This window comes from Arthrobacter sp. PAMC 25486, from assembly GCF_000785535.1.
Taxonomy (GTDB): domain Bacteria; phylum Actinomycetota; class Actinomycetes; order Actinomycetales; family Micrococcaceae; genus Specibacter.
The window spans coordinates 3,506,608-3,524,336 of record NZ_CP007595.1 but is presented as its reverse complement, the minus strand read 5'-3'; the positions used below and the strand labels follow the sequence as shown (position 1 = coordinate 3,524,336).

10 protein-coding genes, 1 tRNA gene and 1 pseudogene are annotated in these 17,729 nt (G+C 57.1%); 6 read left to right on the top strand and 6 right to left on the bottom strand.

What is annotated here, in order from left to right; translation table 11 throughout:
* Positions 1–463 precede the first annotated feature (463 nt).
* Positions 464–1,261, top strand: a pseudogene (locus art_RS16035) (DUF4192 family protein); the annotation flags it as partial.
* 38 nt (positions 1,262–1,299) lie between these two features.
* Positions 1,300–1,479, top strand: coding sequence for a DUF4192 family protein (locus art_RS23360; RefSeq protein WP_367643788.1), 180 nt, complete (start codon positions 1,300–1,302; stop codon positions 1,477–1,479).
* Positions 1,480–2,269: 790 nt separating this feature from the next.
* Here art_RS23360 and art_RS16030 read toward each other — a convergent pair.
* Positions 2,270–2,352, bottom strand: a tRNA-Leu gene (locus art_RS16030).
* A gap of 926 nt (positions 2,353–3,278) precedes the next feature.
* Here art_RS16030 and art_RS22335 point away from each other — a divergent pair.
* Positions 3,279–5,063 carry an N-6 DNA methylase gene (locus art_RS22335; RefSeq protein WP_157875304.1) on the top strand — a complete coding sequence of 595 codons (1,785 nt, stop codon included), beginning with the start codon at positions 3,279–3,281 and terminating at the stop codon, positions 5,061–5,063.
* On the opposite strand, the gene art_RS16025 is transcribed toward art_RS22335, so the two are convergent.
* Positions 5,060–5,857 (bottom strand): hypothetical protein, encoded by a 798-nt coding sequence (locus art_RS16025; protein ID WP_157875303.1) that lies wholly within the window; start codon positions 5,855–5,857, stop codon positions 5,060–5,062. The two genes, art_RS22335 and art_RS16025, sit on opposite strands and share 4 nt — an antisense overlap.
* 1,299 nt (positions 5,858–7,156) lie before the next feature.
* Here art_RS16025 and art_RS16020 point away from each other — a divergent pair.
* From art_RS16020 to mobF, 3 genes are all read left to right on the top strand, one after another.
* On the top strand, positions 7,157–7,519 hold the full coding sequence (locus art_RS16020; RefSeq protein ID WP_038466417.1) for a hypothetical protein: 363 nt from the start codon (positions 7,157–7,159) through the stop codon (positions 7,517–7,519).
* Between the two features lie 246 nt (positions 7,520–7,765).
* Complete coding sequence (locus tag art_RS22330; RefSeq protein ID WP_157875302.1) at positions 7,766–8,323, top strand: hypothetical protein; 558 nt, start codon at positions 7,766–7,768, stop codon at positions 8,321–8,323.
* Positions 8,320–11,871: a MobF family relaxase gene (gene mobF / locus art_RS16010; protein WP_038466412.1), complete on the top strand. Its 3,552-nt coding sequence runs from the start codon at positions 8,320–8,322 to the stop codon at positions 11,869–11,871. Before art_RS22330 ends, mobF begins: the two co-directional genes overlap by 4 nt.
* Before the next feature lie 615 nt (positions 11,872–12,486).
* On the opposite strand, the gene art_RS16000 is transcribed toward mobF, so the two are convergent.
* From art_RS16000 to art_RS21175, 4 genes are all read right to left on the bottom strand, one after another.
* On the bottom strand, positions 12,487–13,599 hold the full coding sequence (locus art_RS16000) for a 5-methylcytosine-specific restriction endonuclease system specificity protein McrC (protein WP_162182067.1): 1,113 nt from the start codon (positions 13,597–13,599) through the stop codon (positions 12,487–12,489).
* Positions 13,596–15,764 (bottom strand): McrB family protein, encoded by a 2,169-nt coding sequence (locus tag art_RS15995; protein ID WP_038466401.1) that lies wholly within the window; start codon positions 15,762–15,764, stop codon positions 13,596–13,598. Before art_RS15995 ends, art_RS16000 begins: the two co-directional genes overlap by 4 nt.
* A gap of 220 nt (positions 15,765–15,984) precedes the next feature.
* Positions 15,985–17,133 (bottom strand): ArdC-like ssDNA-binding domain-containing protein, encoded by a 1,149-nt coding sequence (locus tag art_RS15990; protein ID WP_162182066.1) that lies wholly within the window; start codon positions 17,131–17,133, stop codon positions 15,985–15,987.
* Between the two features lie 103 nt (positions 17,134–17,236).
* Positions 17,237–17,722, bottom strand: coding sequence for a hypothetical protein (locus tag art_RS21175; RefSeq protein ID WP_052136653.1), 486 nt, complete (start codon positions 17,720–17,722; stop codon positions 17,237–17,239).
* Between the last annotated feature and the right edge of the window lie 7 nt (positions 17,723–17,729).

The window sequence follows — 17,729 nt, the reverse complement described above, 5'->3', positions numbered from 1 at the left end:
GCCTTAGGCAACCGACTGGCACTCGGACTGCTCGAAGAACCCCTTCCCGAATCAGCCCCTTTGTCGCTGGCCTCAACTGGTTTGTCCCTATCCTTGAAACCCTGGCGGTGCTCTTGGTCAGCGTCGCACTCAGGCTTCCCCGGTTCCGCGAATCCAGACAACATCTACGGCGCAGTATCCGCTCACGCTGGCTCATTGTTCTATTGACACCGGTCTGGTGTCGCAGCAGCCACGAGCGAAAATAACTGCTCCGCAACCGGTGGACTCCCTTACTGGATCCCGTCGCCACTGGCCCGAATGCGCACCGGCACCGCCGGGTCATAGAGATTCGCGACCGTCAGCTGCGCGGCTTGAAGCACCTCCCCCTCGACCGAATCCTCGTCAACCAAGCCGAACAACTCCTCCAATGACTTTGAATGTCCCCACGGCGGTAACAGTCATGTAGTTATCGCGCTGCCAAACCATGAACAAGTGTTACCGGCATCAGCCAGCCGCACCGCCATGTGGAGGCATCATGGAAAAGCTCAGCATCAAGACCCCAGACGACTTCATCGCCCTCATGGGCCACAGTCTAGGATTCTGGCCCGAGGAAAGCCTGGTCTGCGTCATCTTGGATGACCGCCGCATCGGCGCCACACTCCGAGTGAACCTTCCGGTTCCCGGAACGGACACCAAACACTTCATCGACCAGGTCGTGCATCACGTCGGCACGGACTGCCAGGCCACCGGTGTCGTCTTCGGCATCTTCACCCACGCACCGTGTCCCCCTATTGACTTACGCCCCCATGAGGGCTTGATGGAGGAGCTGACGGGCAGGCTCGGTCAACAAGGCGTGATTATCCGTGACGGCTGGCTCATCGGCGAAACCATCTTCACCAACTACCTGCTCCTGGGCACCGACAGCAGTGTCAGCCATCCCCTGGACCGAGTGCTGTCCACCGAATTCAACGCAGAATTGGTCTTTCGCGGGTCAAGCATCGAAGCATCCCCAAGGTTCCGCATCCCCGTGCTGGCCCGCCCCGCCCTCAGCACCGAAATCCTACGGCACTGCTTCAGGATCAAAGCCATGAACCCGCATGCTGCCATCACCCGCGCCAGAACCCTCTGGAACAGGCTGCTCGACGACGGTAGCGAACCTACCGACGACGAAGCTGCCGAACTCATCGCCAACCTCAAGTTCATCAGTGTCTGGGACCGGATACTCTCGGACATCCCCGGCATCGACGACAGCATGCGCGACCTACTCCTGGGTCAAACCAAAAAAGCCCCCGCTGGAAGCGCGTCGAGCGCGCCTCCGAAGTGCTGTTCCAGCTCTACTTGCGCACAGACTGTACCGATGCTGCACCCGTGCTCACCAGCCTCGGCATCTTCCAATGGCGGGAAGACCGCGGCAGCAAAGCTCACGAGTGTTTTCAACGCGTCTTGGAAGCAGACCCCGAGTACCGACTGGCCCAACTCACAGACCAGCTCGTCCGCTAAGGCATCCTCTCTAACTTCGCCACGGACAGACAAGCCGCTTACCAGCCACCCCACACTCGGGGACCGGAAATCGGCGGAATGGGGATTGATGTAGCAGATCCAGTGACACTAACGAGCCGTCAGTTCTCTCGGTCGCTGGTTCGATTCCAGTCCGGGGCACAACATGTCTCTATTTACTCAATCGCGTCCGGAATTTCAGCAGGGCCAGCATCACCAGGGTGAAATTCACGAGCCAGGGACCGGTGGTGCCGACGGTGATGATGTCCTGCCCTCCTTGTTTGTTCCTTCACCGCCAAGGCCGGGTATGCCACGCGGTGGGCTGAATCCTCCTGACGTGAATGTCGCAGGGACGCTACTGGTGCTGAACGTCTGGCACCGGGTCGTTTGCTTCTACTAACAGGCCATTCGTCAGCCTGACGCCGCCAACGAACAAACACCAAAGGCCACCCCGAGGAAAACCAGCAACAGGCTCATCGGCACCGAACGCGACTTCCCAACTCCAACCAAGGCGACGCGCAACAGATACTTTCACGGCACAACCCCGGATTCGTAGGTGTCAAGTTGTAGGAGCAACCCATAAGGACTCACTTCAATGGGGTTGAGTCTTGGCGTGCATCCCTTTAGGGACCTGGGCTGGGGATTTCACGCAAGAAAAGACGACCCAAAGCGCCGGCGGGCTCGGGCTAATCTCCATGTGAGGCAGATAGGGCCCTCGTTCTGACTGCGGGAAGCGGTGTTTCTGGCATAGAAAAGGCTCCCTAGGAACCGAAGTTCTCAGGGAGCCATTCTGTGCGCGGAGGGGGACTTGAACCCCCACCCCGTTTCCGGGACTAGCACCTCAAGCTAGCGCGTCTGCCATTCCGCCACCCGCGCAGGCAACAACAGGACTGCGATTCCCCCTCTCGGTTGAATCGGCAATCGCTGCATCAGCAAGGAAGACAATAGCACGATTTCCGCACCCGCTTTTCTGGCTGCTGAGGCTGTCCGCGAGTGACGCTTTGGCCATGCCGTTCTCTAGGGCAAATGGGCAAGAACAGGCCTTGGCTGGTTATCCCCACCAGGGCCTTCCTGAAATCTAGCACGGCCATAGAACGGCAATTCGCCCACTTTGTAACTTGGGCCACAATGAAAGTTCAGAAACCCCTTGGCTGGGGTTCTGTCGGATGCGCACCAACGGCTCTCGCGTAACTAACAAGAGGCCGTTTCGGCATGCTTCCATGTGACTTATTTGCAACATTGAGTAATACTAAGTTCTCGCACTTTTGTACTAGAAGATGGGCATTTCGTGTCTAAAACGTCGAGTCCCGGAATTTAATCGGTGACCAATGCTTCCAGCTCCCGCTTAAAGCGGACCTCATCTATCGACTCGCCCAACTCAGTGATCAAATAGCCAGCGCCAGCATCCTCGCACCCTGGGCATAGACCATGGACGGAAAGTACCCATAGAAGCCATCCGTAATTCGTAGGCGAGAGTCGAATAATTTGACATGACATTGAGGCCTCCGTTTTAGAACCATGCTCCACGCAAGTTCCTAGCCAGCCCCAAACCTCGACACGTTAGTCAACGGCGAGCTCCCAATACAGGCCCGCAGAACAACCACGGCTCCTGTGACGAGACTTTGCGGCAACCGGCGAGGAACACGTGTCGGTGTGGGTGATTTCTTCTGAGAAAGCAGCGGTACCTTTTCTGGTTCGCCGGTGGAGTTCTGACGGGTTTTGTCTCACCACCCAAAGTGCTCGAGAGCGATGAAATGAACTGTTACAGTTGTCATATGACCCAGCGAAGTAGTTTGGAGCCCATGGAGGGACTCGTCGACAACCGACGTGCCGCCGCACTCCTTGGTGTGGATGTCAGCACATTTAGAGTGTGGGCTACCCGGGCAAAAACATCCTCGCAAGGAGTCCCGTCGCTGATGCCACAACCAATTGGAACGATGCATGGAAACGTATATCGAGAAGAAGATATTCGGATATTGGACGCAGCCATTCGGGCACGTAAGACAGAAAAGAAATTGCCACTCATGACCATGACGCTGACTGAGAAACGACGACTCGGCTCGTATTTCACCTCGTCCGACGCAACGAATCTTATGGTTGAATGGGCGCTCCGCGACCCAAGCGAAACGGTTCTGGAGCCCAGCCTCGGTGATGGCTCATTTCTTAGGGCCATCCAACAGCACGCGAACACACAGAATTGGCCGGTGCCGCATGTCCGGGCCTCGGAAATTGATCCCGCTACGGCACAGGGGGCCGTGGAAGCTGGCCTAATTGATAGTTCAGAATTGCACGTCGGAGACTTCCTTACATCCAAGCACCCTCCTGTTAACGCTGTCGTTGGCAACCCCCCCTACGTCCGAATCAGGGCACTTGATCAGAACCAGGCCACCAATGCATTGCGCGCTACGGAGAAAGCCATGGGCGCACCTATGGATCCGGCAGGGAGCGTGTGGATGCCATTCGTCGCGAAGTCAACGTCCGAACTTAAGATGGGCGGCAGGCTAGCTTTCGTGCTGCCCTTGGACTTCACCTACGTACGATACGCCAGGCCGTTGTGGAAATTTCTCGGTGAGAATTTTGGAAATATCAGAATACTGCGGTTCCGGCAACGTATTTTTCCAGAAATATTGCAAAACGTTCTGATATTGTTAGCAGATGAAAAAGGCCGTTCCACCAATTCAATAAAATTTAGTGCTTACGAATCGATCGCTGAATACGATCCACTGGATGTATCTAACGATAAAGTTCTGGACTTAGATCGCATTGTTTCTGGTGATCGGGTTTTTCAGGAAGCACTCCTTTCGCCAGATTCCGCCGACGCTTATCACGAACTCATAAAATACTCAACCGCAGCCAAGTCCCGACTGAAATTCAACATCGGATACGTCTCAGGAAACAAAGAATTCTTTCACCCTTCACGCAGGGAAATTGAGCTCCATAACATCCCTGAGACCTCACTCCGATCTTCGGCCGTTAATACTAGGCAACTCAGCGGAGCGTCGCTTAGAACTAGTGAACTGGACAATGATCAATTCCTTTGGCTCCCGTCAGGTCCACTTACCGCAGGAGAACTCTCATACGTAAGCAAGGGCGAAGAGTCCAAGGTAAATGAAGGCTACAAATGCAAGATTCGGAATCCATGGTACCGGGTCCCTGGAGTCAAGATTCCAGATGTCCTCTTGACAGTTTTTAGTGAAACGCCACGCCTGTATATAAACGACGGAGGCTGGGCAGCATCCAACAGCATCCTCTGCGGGTACCTAAGAGAGGGAGAGGATGCTGTTGGGTTTGCGGCTTCCTGGTACTCAGCTCTAACGTTGCTCAGTAGTGAACTCCAGGTTCATTCTCTCGGTGGTGGCGTAATGGTCGCTGTACCTAATGAAGCTGATTCGATTCAAGTTCTGACAAGAACAGCAACCAAAGCCATAGATCCGAATCGTCTAAGCTTGTCACTTCTGGATAAAAAACCGCTAGGCGCCTATGCACTTGGTGACGAGAGCATCTCTAATGTAATTGGAAAAGATGCCAAAGATTCAATCTGGGAGGGCGTCGAAAAATTAGCTCATTGGCGCAACGCCAAGAGTTAGTCTTCAAGAAAGCTATCGAGTTCCGAGTCATCAGCATCTGCCTCAAGTGAAGCCACTTGAAGATTGGGCTGCACAAATATGTCACTCATCCAAATGTTACGCCGAAGAAAGGTATCTATCATTCGGTCGACAAACGTTATGATCGACAAGTCCATCTCCGGGACCGCTAGTTTTACTCGATCATCTCTTAAGCGAATGGGATCGGATTCGAAGTCCACCACCGAATATGCGAATTGGTCGTAAGAGCCAGTCAAGTGCTTATAAAGCCGATCATCACGCTCGCCTATAGATGCATACATACGGGCATATCGCGCATGGTTGGGCGTTTCAGCTTTGGTCCACACGTTCTTTTTAGTTAGCCACGGAGTGACTTCCAACGGGTGGACATATGCGTAACCCATTGTCGTCATCGGGAAACGTTCTTGCAAACTTATGCACTCACCAACTATGTCTTGGTAGTAGGTCAACACATTTTTTCCCACGGAGCTCATCTGGCTCCGCACACCAATCAGCATCAGGGGGCCGTTGGTCGGATGAATCACTGCGACGTCGACATCCTTGGATTTGAACGACCCAAAAATTTTTGCCTCTTCGACAACCTTGATTCCATGTTTCTTGGAGGCTGCAGCTGTAAGCCGACTGCGAAGTTCTTCCGCAATGTACCTGTGAAATGTCTTGATGAACGACTGGCTACGGACAGCTACTTCCGGGTCCGCCCAAAAATCAGTCTTCATATCGAGCAGGCATTGCTGAAGTTCAGGATAATTTTTCAGGTCTGTGTGTTGTCCACTCAATTGGTCCCCCGCTGGTGTTGTCAAAATGTATCTGGTTGGCGTTCGCTTGTCAGCTTAGTGCAGTTGACCGTTGGACAAGGTGCTACAGCAGGTTGTTAAGCGTCGCAGTCGTGAATCTGGCCCTCGGAGTTGACTGGGGAATAATTTACTGTGCATTGGAATACCCGACATATCCTGCGGAACAGCGAGGGTTTCAAAGAAGGCCCGAGAGCGGGGCAGAGCTTCATCTGGGGGATTTGTCGCTGGAGCCTGCATCTGCCGGGTCAGTGTTCATTCCGGCACCAGATGGCAGATTGCCACTTCAGTGGACGGCACAGTTCGAATCAAATAAGCATGCTCCAGCTCGTGGGCGTTGACTGGTTCCTGTCCAAAATGCTCAGAGCTGTCCTCCGGTGAAGTCTGCAGTTCGAAGAGGCAGGCCGCACTCGGTACAAACTAGTTGCGTACGTTTGCGGAACACATCGATGAATTCGGAGCCTTTCTGGCCCCGATTCAGGTACAGAGCTCGCGCACGAGGCAACCACCTACATCACCGGCACTGTAGTGTTGCAAGCCCAATGTTGACCACCAAGAGATGAACTGATCCGACTATTTCACGCGGACAACACCAGTATGAAAGGTCTCAGTACTGGCAAGCTCGCTGTCCGATGGGGTCTCCTACGGCATCTCACTCCGTAGGTTCAGCTGTGCTCGCTTCAAACCCACCACACCCGCAATCGAGGGGTCTTCAACTTCGCACGTATTTCACCCAAGAACTGCCACTACCGACTAGCTCCAGGGCTCCGGGCGGGCGGTCACGTAGTTATTCCCCGGCAGCACCATGAATATGTATACAACAAAGACACCTCTGAGCTGTTGGAACACCCGCTCCGCACCCATCGATCAACCCAGTATGGCGTTCCGATCGACGGACCTCTACGAACACACACCAAACCACGTTGTGCCTTCTTGACCCCATCACCGCTGGGTGGGACCTCCACGCAACCAGAGCGCTGCGTGCTCTCCGGTCCCTACCAACCTGCGGTGACTCTTCTTGCCATGAGGCACCAACAGGACAAGCGGTCGTGAACACTCGGCCACGGTCCACACAGAGGAGCAAGACAATAGAACCGATCAGATTCAGCAGCCCGGCCGACGCCATCAGGTACGGGGGCAAAGAACAGCCCTCGGCCCCACGGACTTCATCGCCTACGCTGAACGCGTCGCTCACTACTTCGGCATCGTCCACGACGCTGTAGAAGCAGCCCTGCAGCACATATCCGCCCTGCCCAGAGTCTGCACGCGGCATACTGGCTCAGGATGGAGCTTGTTGACCACTCCACCGAACCCACCCATGACCAGTTGTTGGCAGAGGTCCTGGCCGGACTGCAGCACGGCGGGCTCAGGGACCAGATCCTGGCCGCATTGCCCGGTATCAACGAACCCATGGCAGCCACACTATTTGGCGCCACGGACGATACCCCGCAATTGGACCGATTCGACAGCTCCGAAAAGCTACTGAGGCAGCTGCTCACCACGGCAGCCTCGATGCATGCGGCCGCCAGCGAATACGTCCAAGACCTCGGCTATCCCCAAGGTCCCATCGTCGTCATCATCGACCACCACCACTTGTCAGGATTCAAGCCCACCAAAATCGAACGACTCCGGCTCACAATCCAATAATCACCCAAACAGGGAAAGCAGTGCTGCATGAAAACTTCAGGCGACACACCCCTACACCACCACCATGCCACCAATATTTCCGGCATCCACCACCGCGGCCAGATACCGCCAAAACCAATCACTCCACCCCACCATGCCGCCGCAACCAAAAAATCCTTCACACGTCTTGCATCCAAGGACTTGGCCGTCGGTTTTCGGCACGACGGCCAAGCACGTCGTTGATCCCCTTTTGCCCCATGAACTGGCATGGAAACCACAATTTGCAGGCTGTGCGGAACCGCCTTTGAACCACGACGAGCAACTCAGAAATACTGTTCACCCACTTGCTCACGCCGGCACCGAGATCGAGAGTGGCGAACCCGGCACCACTCCGACGCCACCCAGACACTGCGAGCGCAGCTTGAATCTGCAGTCATCGAGAACCGCACCACCTTAGAAGCAACGACGGTCAAGTTCCAGATGCAACTGGATGCAGCAGAACGGAAGGCTCGGGACCGACTCGCATTTCAGGCCAACAGGAATGAGCGGGAGACCGAGGTTCTACGCACACGTCTGCGGGACCTTGCGTCAATCAATGTCGACATCGCCTGTGAAGTCCCAGAACTGAAAGCTCAAATTACTGAGCTGCAGCTTGAGAACGCCCGGCTCATCCACAGCCAGCGTGCTGACTTCCAGGAGTTCACGCAGATCGCTGGTCGGCTGTTTGAGCTTTGCTCGCGGCTGGGCCTCCCGCTCGACAAGGCGACGAAGGAGATCTTTCAGCGCCGTGGCTGGCGGACCAGCACTCTGGTACCCGAACAATGACTGTCTCATTGTCCCGGCTGACGGCCACCGCCGGGCTTAAATACCTGCTCAAGACCACCATGCAGGATGACCTCATCAAACCACTGGGAGACTCCACCAGTTACTACGTCAAGGCTGGGACACCCCAAGGCCAGTGGCTCGGCCGGGGCCTCAACGGCATCGACCGGAAGCTACTTCAACCAGTCACCAAACCAGACGCCAAAGCCGTATTCTCACTCGGTCAGCATCCTGACACTCAGACCGTCCTTGGCCGACCTCACGGCCAAACAACCGTTGCCCACCGGAATGGTGAAGAACAACAGCGCCATGCTGTGGCCGGATTTGACCTCACATTCAGCGTACCCAAATCAGTTTCTGTCCTATGGGCTCTGGCTGACAAAGACATCCAGCAACAAGTCCTTGCAGCCCACCACCGCGCCGTGGAATCCGTGCTTGCCTGGCTCGAGGATCAGGTCCTCCATACACGGACAGGACGGAACGGGGTTGCCCATGTTGGCACAAAAGGTGCCGTTGCTGCAGCATTCGACCACTGGGAATCCCGCGCCGGCGACCCGCAACTTCACACGCATCTGGTCGTCGCCAACCGGGTTCAACGCCGTAGTGACGGTGCGTGGACGACCGTCGACTCCCGAACGCTCTATAAGGCCGTCGTTGCCGCAAGCGAACACTACAACGGGCTGCTATTGGACGAACTCCAACGGCTCCTCGGAACGGAGGCAGACTTCCGGCCCAACATAGACGTGGGGCGCAACTCAGGTCTCGAATTGACCGGAATCACCGAAGAGCTCATCCGGGAATTTTCCAACCGGAGCAGGCTCATCAACGCTGAAACGGACAGGCTTGTCCAGCTCTCGACAAGCGAGCACCGCAGAAAGCCCAGTGCCACAACCGTCACAAAGCTCCGCCAGATTGCCACGCTGTCGACCCGACAGCCCAAAGACGAATCCCCGAGACCGCTGATGGAACTGCGTGCCGGTTGGCAACAGCGTGCCATCGCCACGGGCCAGAACCCTAGGACAGTCATCGAGAATACGATCCAACGATCCAGGCAGCGCCCCGTCAGATCTTCAGACATCTCCTTGAAATGGAATGATGCGGTTGCCACCATGGTCAGGGATGGAGTTGCCCAGCGCAGAGCGACCTGGAACCGCTGGAACCTCCTTGCCGAGGCCGAACGCATCTGCGCCGGCATCCGCTGCCAAACCCCCGAGGATCGCCGCCGACTCATCGACTCGGTCACCGTAGCGGCTGCATCCCAATCTGTGTCGCTCAACGACACTCGATACAGACTCCCAGTGAATGCTGCCGACGATCTGGAATACGCCGGCCACACAGTCTTCGATTTCCCCGGTGCCCGTCTTTACACCGATGCCAGCACCTTGGCCAATGAGCAGTTCGTCTTGGACGCAAGGCACGACACCGGCGGGCCCACTGTCCACGCTGCCGTAGCAATCGATCAACTCGTCAGCTACCGCCACCGTGCCGGCTACGGGCTCGCCCCAGACCAGCTCGCCGCGGCGGAGAGCGTGCTGGCCAGCGGCGACAGGCTCGACGCCATTGTTGGCCCCGCCGGAGCCGGAAAAACGACCACCATGGCTGCCATCAAGGCCGTGTGGGAATACGCCCATGGTGAGGGCAGCGTCGTCGGACTGGCCCCCGCTGCAGCCAGCGCAGAAGTTCTGGCAAAGGAACTTGGCATCACTGCAGAGAACGTCGCCAAGTGGCTCTATGAAAGCGTAGGACAAGGAGCAAGCAACCGTGCCGACCGGTTCCACACATTGGAATCAATACCAAGAACCAGCCACACAGCCGCTGCAGCGCAACTGGCAGCCTTGTCCCTCCAGCAGTCTCTTTGGCAGTTCAGGAAGGACCAGCTCGTCATCATCGACGAAGCGTCCATGATCTCCACCATCCAACTCGCCGGTCTGGTCCACCAGGTCCGAGACGCAGGTGCCAAACTCCTGCTGGTGGGCGATCCCGCCCAGCTCGACGCAATTGACGCCGGCGGAATGCTCGGCTGGATGCACCGAGACGGCAAGGCCGTGGAACTAACCACCATTCACCGCTTCTCCCACAGTTGGGAAGGCCCGGCGTCGCTCCAACTGCGCGAAGGCATCATCGACGTCGTCGACCTGTACACCACACAAGAGCGCATTCAGCACGGTGACTACACGGACATGGTTGAGAATGCCTACCGCAGATGGTCCGCCGACCTTCGTTCCGGCAAATCATCCATCCTCATAGCCCCGGACAACGAAACCGTCACCACCCTGAATGAGCGAGCCCACGCCGAGCTCGTTGAATCGGGCTTCGTCGATGCCGAATACACCGTCATCCTCGCCGACGCTTTGACCGCGGGCCGCGGCGACACCATCATCGCCCGCAAGAACAACCGAAGGTTGATCGATAGCAACGGTGAATACCTCCGCAACGGCACCCTCCTGCGCATCAGCAAGCGGCCGCACAGGGACGGGACCATCACCGCCCGCCGCGTGGACACCGGCGCCACCATCAGCCTCAGCCACGTGTATCTCGGCACCTCCGCAGAACTCGGCTACGCAACCACCGCCCACCGTTCCCAGGGCATCACCGTGGACACCAGCCACATCGTCCTGACACAAGGCTGCCTCACCCGCGAGCTGTTCTACGTCGGCATGACACGCGGCCGCAACAGCAATACTGCCTACGTGTGCGAATCCAACCCGGCCCTGGACGAACCGCAAGCGGGCGGACCAACCGCCAGTTGGCGACAGATTCTCGGCGAAGTCCTGGCCGCTGAAGGAGCCGAACGTACCGCCCACGAGGTTCGAGCGGCGGAAATCGCCAAGGGTGACACCTTGCAACGACTTGCCGCCGAGTACGACTACCTTGCACAACTGGCCGCCGCTGAGAACCTGACCTCGGCCATCTCAAAGGTGATGCCCGACGTCGTGACTCACCTTCAGGAGTCGCCGTCTTGGGGCGCTGGGGTTGCCACCTGGCGACGTGCAATAGCCAGCAACCCTTCCGCTGCTCAGCGAGTTCTGGAAGGTGCCCTGAGGCATCCTGGCGACGCCCAAGACCACATGGCAGTCGTTCAAGCACGACTTCGGCAGGCGGTCAGCAACGGCCCCTTGGAGGCTTCTCCAGACGTACTTGATGAGAGGCTCTTCACCGAGCATGCAGACCTTGCGGACATGATCAGCCAGGTACGCACCCGCACGATCAATCGTCGCGACCGCGTAACCAGGGAGGCACTGAGCGTAGGAGCTCCGTGGGTCAATGAGTTGGAAACAATCCTCGGGCACACTGTCAGGACCGACCGTTGGGCCACCGCTGTCAGAGAGGTCGCAATCTTCCGTGACTGCTGGGAAATCACCACTTCTACAGATCCGCTTGGTCCAGTTCCAGCCAGCTATGAGTGGGAGCAGTCCGAGCAGCGAGCTTCCCTCCAGCGGCTTATTCAGTCGTTGATGGAAGACCCATCCAATTCATTGGAACAGGGTGTGGCTGCACTGCCTGCACCAATTGTGCGCCAACCCCTTATCCATGTCGGACCCACGCTCTAAGCTGGAAGTCGAAAGGAAGTCGTGAGGTCATGAACCCAATGATCAGACCATCAGTTGCCACAGCGCCGCTCATCATTTGGAGCGTCCTAGTTGGCCTGTGCACGCTCTATTTGGTTCCGGCAACCCTCGCGAACTGGCCGGCGCCAGCGTGGCTCACAACAATCGCTACGCTATTTGTCGTGATCGTGGCAGTGCTGGCCCTGCGATGGGTATTCAAAGTACGACGTGCTCGGGCCTGGGATGCAAACGCACAGCGCCTGTGGCAGCAGTTTAGGGATGCTCGCCTCGCCGGCGGTACAACCACCGAAGTCACGGTCCTCAGTGTCCAAGAAGTCCAGCCCACTGGTGCCTGGGTCACCATCAATTGGGACCAGTTCGGATACACGCAGTCCGCTTGGATCGAGGGCAGAGGGGGAACGTACTGGCCTGGCTCGGTCATTCTCATTACCCCCGACCCAGTGCAAGTTCACGTCGGCCAGCCCTGGCCACCGACGTACCGGATTGCAGAATCTGATTGCCGTGCCATAGCTCCCTCACAGGGGTAAATGAGGTCTTCCTGATTAAGAATGAAGAGACCGCACCGAGCTCAACTGCGATCGCTAGTGCCGGCCCTTGCTACGCCAAGATGACATCCAACAGCTGTCGGCGTATTTGAGCCGCTGGAAGTGTTAGGTCAATGGTCGCGACCGTCATCTTGTGGCCGGATAGCTGAATGGTTTCCCGGATCGTTTGTCCGGTGGCGGGGTAGATGAGCATCCCCTCGGATGACACAGACAGCGGGTCTGACTCCTTTTCCTGCGTCCGAACGTAGGTGTACAACTGGTAGAGATGGCTGCTCTTGAACGTATCCTTTCCGTACTTGCCGTGGGCGAGGATCGAGGTGAACTTCGTGTCAATGACAATGCGGCGGTTGTCCGTGGCATTCTCAAGAATGATGTCGGTCTTCATCTGTGGCATTAAAGCGGACGCACCGTTCGTGCCGAATTCGGCGTTCCATTCAAGCTGGCGACCGCGGAGTACGCGCCAGCCACCACAGACCAGCGTGGCGGCGTAGAGCCCACCAACGGCTGCCTCGAACAATCTCCGGAACTCGTGGATATCGAGGGACTTCCTCGTGATCCCCTGGGGCGCCGCGCTATCCATGGGGAGATCCATCGCCAAGGCCAGTTGAGCTGCGTGAATCATGCGCCAATCATGGGTGTCATTGCGTGTCAGCCGGATATGAAGGGCCCTGGCCTCCCTCGCAGAATAATGGGACGAGACGCCCATCCGTTCCAAAGCGCGAGACTGGTTGCGGCATTCTGATGCCAGTGACTTCGAACCTACCAGCGGGGCCAGTGCGTTGAGTGCCGCCAAGACCATCCTGTTGCGCGGTGAATCATTGGTTAACTCATCAAAGCGGCATGCGATCTGCCCCTGCCGAAGCAATTGGTGAGACTCAGTTCGAAGGGCGTCGATCCTTCCCCGGACGCGGCGCAGATCCCGAGACGCCATGGAGAAGATGGGGGTCAGCGGCTTTCGGATTCGCTCACCGACACTTGCCACCAGGATTTCTGCCAGCAAATCGGGCAGAAGCTCCGGATACTTCTCGGCCCCATCAATGGACTCTGTGCCGGGCTCATAGAACTTGGACGCGTAAAGCATCAACATCCACAGATTGGCAATGGGAATCTCAGTCTTCCCCGAGATGACCACCGTGGGCGTCGATACTTTTTCCTCTGGCGTCAATTGAGCAGATCGCGACACAAGGACCGAACCTTCTCAGGATTGTCGAACCAGTATTCATCAAGCGTTGGGCCGATCTCCGTGGTTACCACGGCCTCGAACCACGACCGAAATGAATCAATCTCTGATGTCGGTGTGATGAAGCTGTGTCCGAGCATGAACTGGCTCCCCAAGTTCGGGTCGTCCGCGATAGTCTTGTTGAGAGAAGCGAACCGAAGCTGAATGTCCTTCAGGTCGGACTTCGAGACCTTGAAATTGGAGTGCACCCACTCAGCCCAGCGGTCATTGACAGCCGGTTCCAAGGAAACGAAACCGAACCGCCTGCGGAATGCCAGGTCCATGATTGCCAGTGACCGGTCGGCGAGATTCATCGTGCCGATGATGTACAAGTTGGAGGGGACATGGACGGTTTCATCCGATGAACGAGGGTATGCAAGATGTAGTGCCTCCCGTGGGGACCGCTTCCCGGCTTCAATCAGAGTCAGGAGCTCACCAAAAATTTGAACAGGATTTCCCCGATTGATTTCCTCGATGAGAAGCACATGCGGAATCTCAGGAGCAGCATTGGCCCTTTCAACCATTTCAAGGAAAGGCCCATCGATGAGCGCAAGCTGCCCATCCGGGCCAGGACGCCAGCCGCGGACAAAATCTTCATAGGAGGCGTTTGGGTGGAACTGAACAGCCCGGATTGCAGTGCGCAAATCCTTGGTGCCAATGAGGGCCTGGGCGAGCCGGCGGGCCAGCCATGTCTTGCCAGTTCCAGGAGGACCCTGCAGGATCAAGTTCTTCTTGGTGCGCCAGCGCTCAAGCATCTCCCTCAGGTCGTCCGGTGAAAGAAAGCATCCGTCCGCCACAATGTTCTCAACGGTGTAGGCGGTCAAAGGGACTGCCGAAGTCTGTTCCACACTGTCTTCGTCCACGTCATCCATTTGCGACTCAGCCGCGGCTACACCGGGTGTGAGGAACGCTGTCCATGACAGCTCCGGGAATGAATGTACCGCGTACTCGGCATCGTCGAACTTGGCCGACAGCAGGTCAATCGTTGCCAGATACTGAGTGCCGTCAGCGGTCTGAAGGTTCCCATCCAGCATCAGCTCAGACTTCAAATACCTGCGAGATTGCCCGTCCAAGGGAAGGAAATTCCAGGGGCGGCTCCAGAATAATCCCATGCTGAGCTTCGTCCTGACCTGTGGCAGCACCCGCGCGGCGTCGTACGCTTCCACAAATTGGGTGCGTTCATGCTCGTCTGGAGTACTGGCAAGCCTCAGCGCAGCCTCGAAGACCTTCCAGAGCGTGTCAATGTCGTTACTGCCTTGGTCGTCGGAAAACAGGAAAAACCAGGAATTCATATTGTTGACCAGCGGAAGGCCGTCGAAACTAACCGGCGCCGGTGTTGAAACTCCCAGTGCCTTGCCCCAATCGGCGGCCAGAGCGGTGCGCTTTAGCGAGGTGATCCCGCGGTTGAAGGTTGCAAGAACCGTAAATGGGCAGATATCGGTCAGCGGCTGTGAGACACCGTTGGCATCTCTGTCCATCAGGTACCCCAACACGGTGTGCTTCTGCTGGAGCTCGCCCAGCATAGAGAGAAGTGCGGCACGGTTGTCCTTGAACTTCAAGAGTTCAGTGGCCAGCTCTTCATAAAACGTGGTCCACGCAAAGTCATACTTCATCCCCACGTCAGGGTCACCAAATCTGGCCGACCATGCGGGGTCATTTCTGAACCGATCCAGGTCCTGTGATTCGTCGTGGAACGCGAAACGGATAAGACCTTCGCTTTTCCAGTCCTTTGGCGTCACCTTCCATACGGTGGACCTGGCGGTGTAGAAGTACCACTCATGAGGAGCATCGAACGGCTGCCAATCAACGTCAATGTAGCGTCCATCCCCGCGGTTGCCGGTGATGGTTCCTACGGCCTTGATGCCCATTGTCGAGACCATGTTGTCTTGGCTATCAAAAGGCAGACCGTGTTTGCGGACGTAGGCGGACTTGATTGCAATCTTGTCTCCGGGCTGCATGGACTTGACGGTGTCCAGGAGCTGGTCCTCAAACCCGTTTTCCCAGATCCCGTCTGCAATGAAACGATCAGTCTGATCTTTGGGATCCCTGTCGTTGAAGTATGCGCCAACAAACCAATAGTTCCCCTGAAGCCCTGTACCCAATTCCACCATGTCGCGTCATATCCTCATCGAGATCCCTTGCCCACACCTGCGGACCAAGATCATTGAATCACGCCGGTCCGACAAAGTTCCGATACACCCGCCGGCCAGCTGAGTGCGCCGGTCGCCGTGTGAGTCACGTCGAGTTGGTTCGCTATCTACGGCGCCGTGTGAGCCCCGAATGGTTTTGCTGGGCTGGGAGTACAGGCATTAATATCTGGCTACGTGCTTCTCATTGCAAAGTGGGCTTGTTCACGGCAGTTCGCCGGACCAACCGCACCTGCGGTGAACTCACGCTTACGTCACTGACATGGAATTTTAGGGAGGAAATTGGCAACCGTCCTCCATGCAAAGGATGGGCCGAATTCTCCAGGATGCATTTGGACGCCGATGTCACCCGTGCCAAGACTGATTTGGCGATGTCGGTCCGGGACAGCAACTTGCATCCTGCGGTTGGCGAGACAATTGAGTCTGCCTCCGCCGCGATGACAGCGTCGGCCCATCCAGCCAAGTAGCTGGACGATTGAGGCCCACGGTCGATGCCATGGGCCTTCATCACGACATAAGCAACCGATTCCGCTTCGACCTCTGCCAGTCCACGGTGCTCGGCACTACTGCCGTAGAGCTGCCCAATAACATCGTCAGGACCGTGAAGCATGACATGGCCGAGTTCGTGAGCGAGCACAGCGAGCCTGTCATCCCCGTCAATCCATTCCCCGATACTTATCTGGTGCGAAGTGAAGTTCGTGTAGCCGCTGGCCAAAGAATGTTGGCTGTCAGATAATTCCACGGCGAATCCGCGGCTTCCTGCGATCCCGATTAACGATGTCCACAATTCCTCGTGGTCGACGCTCGGCTCCTCCACAAGGTCCGCGTTGCCGCGTGGAACCAGCAGTGGCTCACCCTCAGTCTGGGACACGTCGAAGACAGCTTGGCCCCGCCAGCCAATGATGCGAGTTCTGCTACGATCCGCAAGGCCACCTGGCGTGCTGGGGGTTTGCGGCTTCGCCGCCTGAACGTCTTCTTCTGCATCGGCCCTGGCGGTTAGCGGTGCGATGACCCAAAGTGCGTGTTCGCCCTTGAGTACATAACGACCGTGCCGTTGCCACTCCTTGTAGCCGGCTACCAAGGTGGGCGGTTCCTTGCCGCGTTCCTGCATCTGAGCCATGAGCATGGCGGCGTTGCCGCCAGAGTAGCGCCATAGAGTAGCTGAGTTGTCGAGGAGTATTTGCCATCGCCATGGCTCATCGACCGCCTGGTCCAGGAGATCGACGAGCCCTTGGGTCAGTGCTTCGACTCGTTCTGCCGGGGCCAGATGACTCGGAGGTGGCGCCAGGTGTGGCCCGGCGACGCCATTGCCAAGTTCAAGATCGGAATCCAACGATTCTGCGCTCATTTTCACTACCTCCACAATCACCCGTTTGGTGGCTTCACACCGGATACAAGTTCATGGTGCCCAGAACCATGAACAACATGCTGATACGTCAGCCGTCCGAATCCGGGGTCCAGTTGGGATGCCCAGGGCCCTCCGGCGGCAACGTCCGGCGTCCGGGCACCCTGTGGGCCTGCAGCCCCACACATCCTGCCGTCCTTGTGTGTTCGCGCATGCGCTCAATGCTCGACGTCAGGCGCTCGTGGAACGTGATGGGACCGAAGCCGCCGTCGTCCTCGGTGTAGGAAGCCTGCTCGGCGCGCTGAAGCCCATAGAGCTCGGCGACCATATCGCTGTGCTTCCACCAGCAGTCTGGGATCACGGAGGTGGGCAGGTGGTAGGTGTCCACGAGCCATTGGACCCACTGGCCCAAGTGCTTCCATACCGCTTCCGCTGTGCGCGGGTCCATGTCCCGCCACCGGTAGGTCACAGGAATACGGCCTGACCGTCTGCCCTCGGTGGAGCCAAACAGCATGGCGGCAAATTCATCTTCTGCTCCCCCGCCTACCGTGTATTCAAAGGACTCTTCCTCGTCCATGGTTGTC

Excerpts from the sequence above, each read along its gene's own strand:
- art_RS16020 (WP_038466417.1), top strand. The coding sequence starts at position 7,157 with ATGGAGCTTGTTGACCACTCCACCGAACCCACCCATGACCAGTTGTTG.
- art_RS15995 (WP_038466401.1), bottom strand. The coding sequence starts at position 15,764 with ATGGTGGAATTGGGTACAGGGCTTCAGGGGAACTATTGGTTTGTTGGC.
- art_RS21175 (WP_052136653.1), bottom strand. The coding sequence starts at position 17,722 with ATGGACGAGGAAGAGTCCTTTGAATACACGGTAGGCGGGGGAGCAGAA.
- mobF (WP_038466412.1), top strand. The coding sequence starts at position 8,320 with ATGACTGTCTCATTGTCCCGGCTGACGGCCACCGCCGGGCTTAAATAC.
- art_RS22330 (WP_157875302.1), top strand. The coding sequence starts at position 7,766 with ATGGAAACCACAATTTGCAGGCTGTGCGGAACCGCCTTTGAACCACGA.
- art_RS22335 (WP_157875304.1), top strand. The coding sequence starts at position 3,279 with ATGGAGGGACTCGTCGACAACCGACGTGCCGCCGCACTCCTTGGTGTG.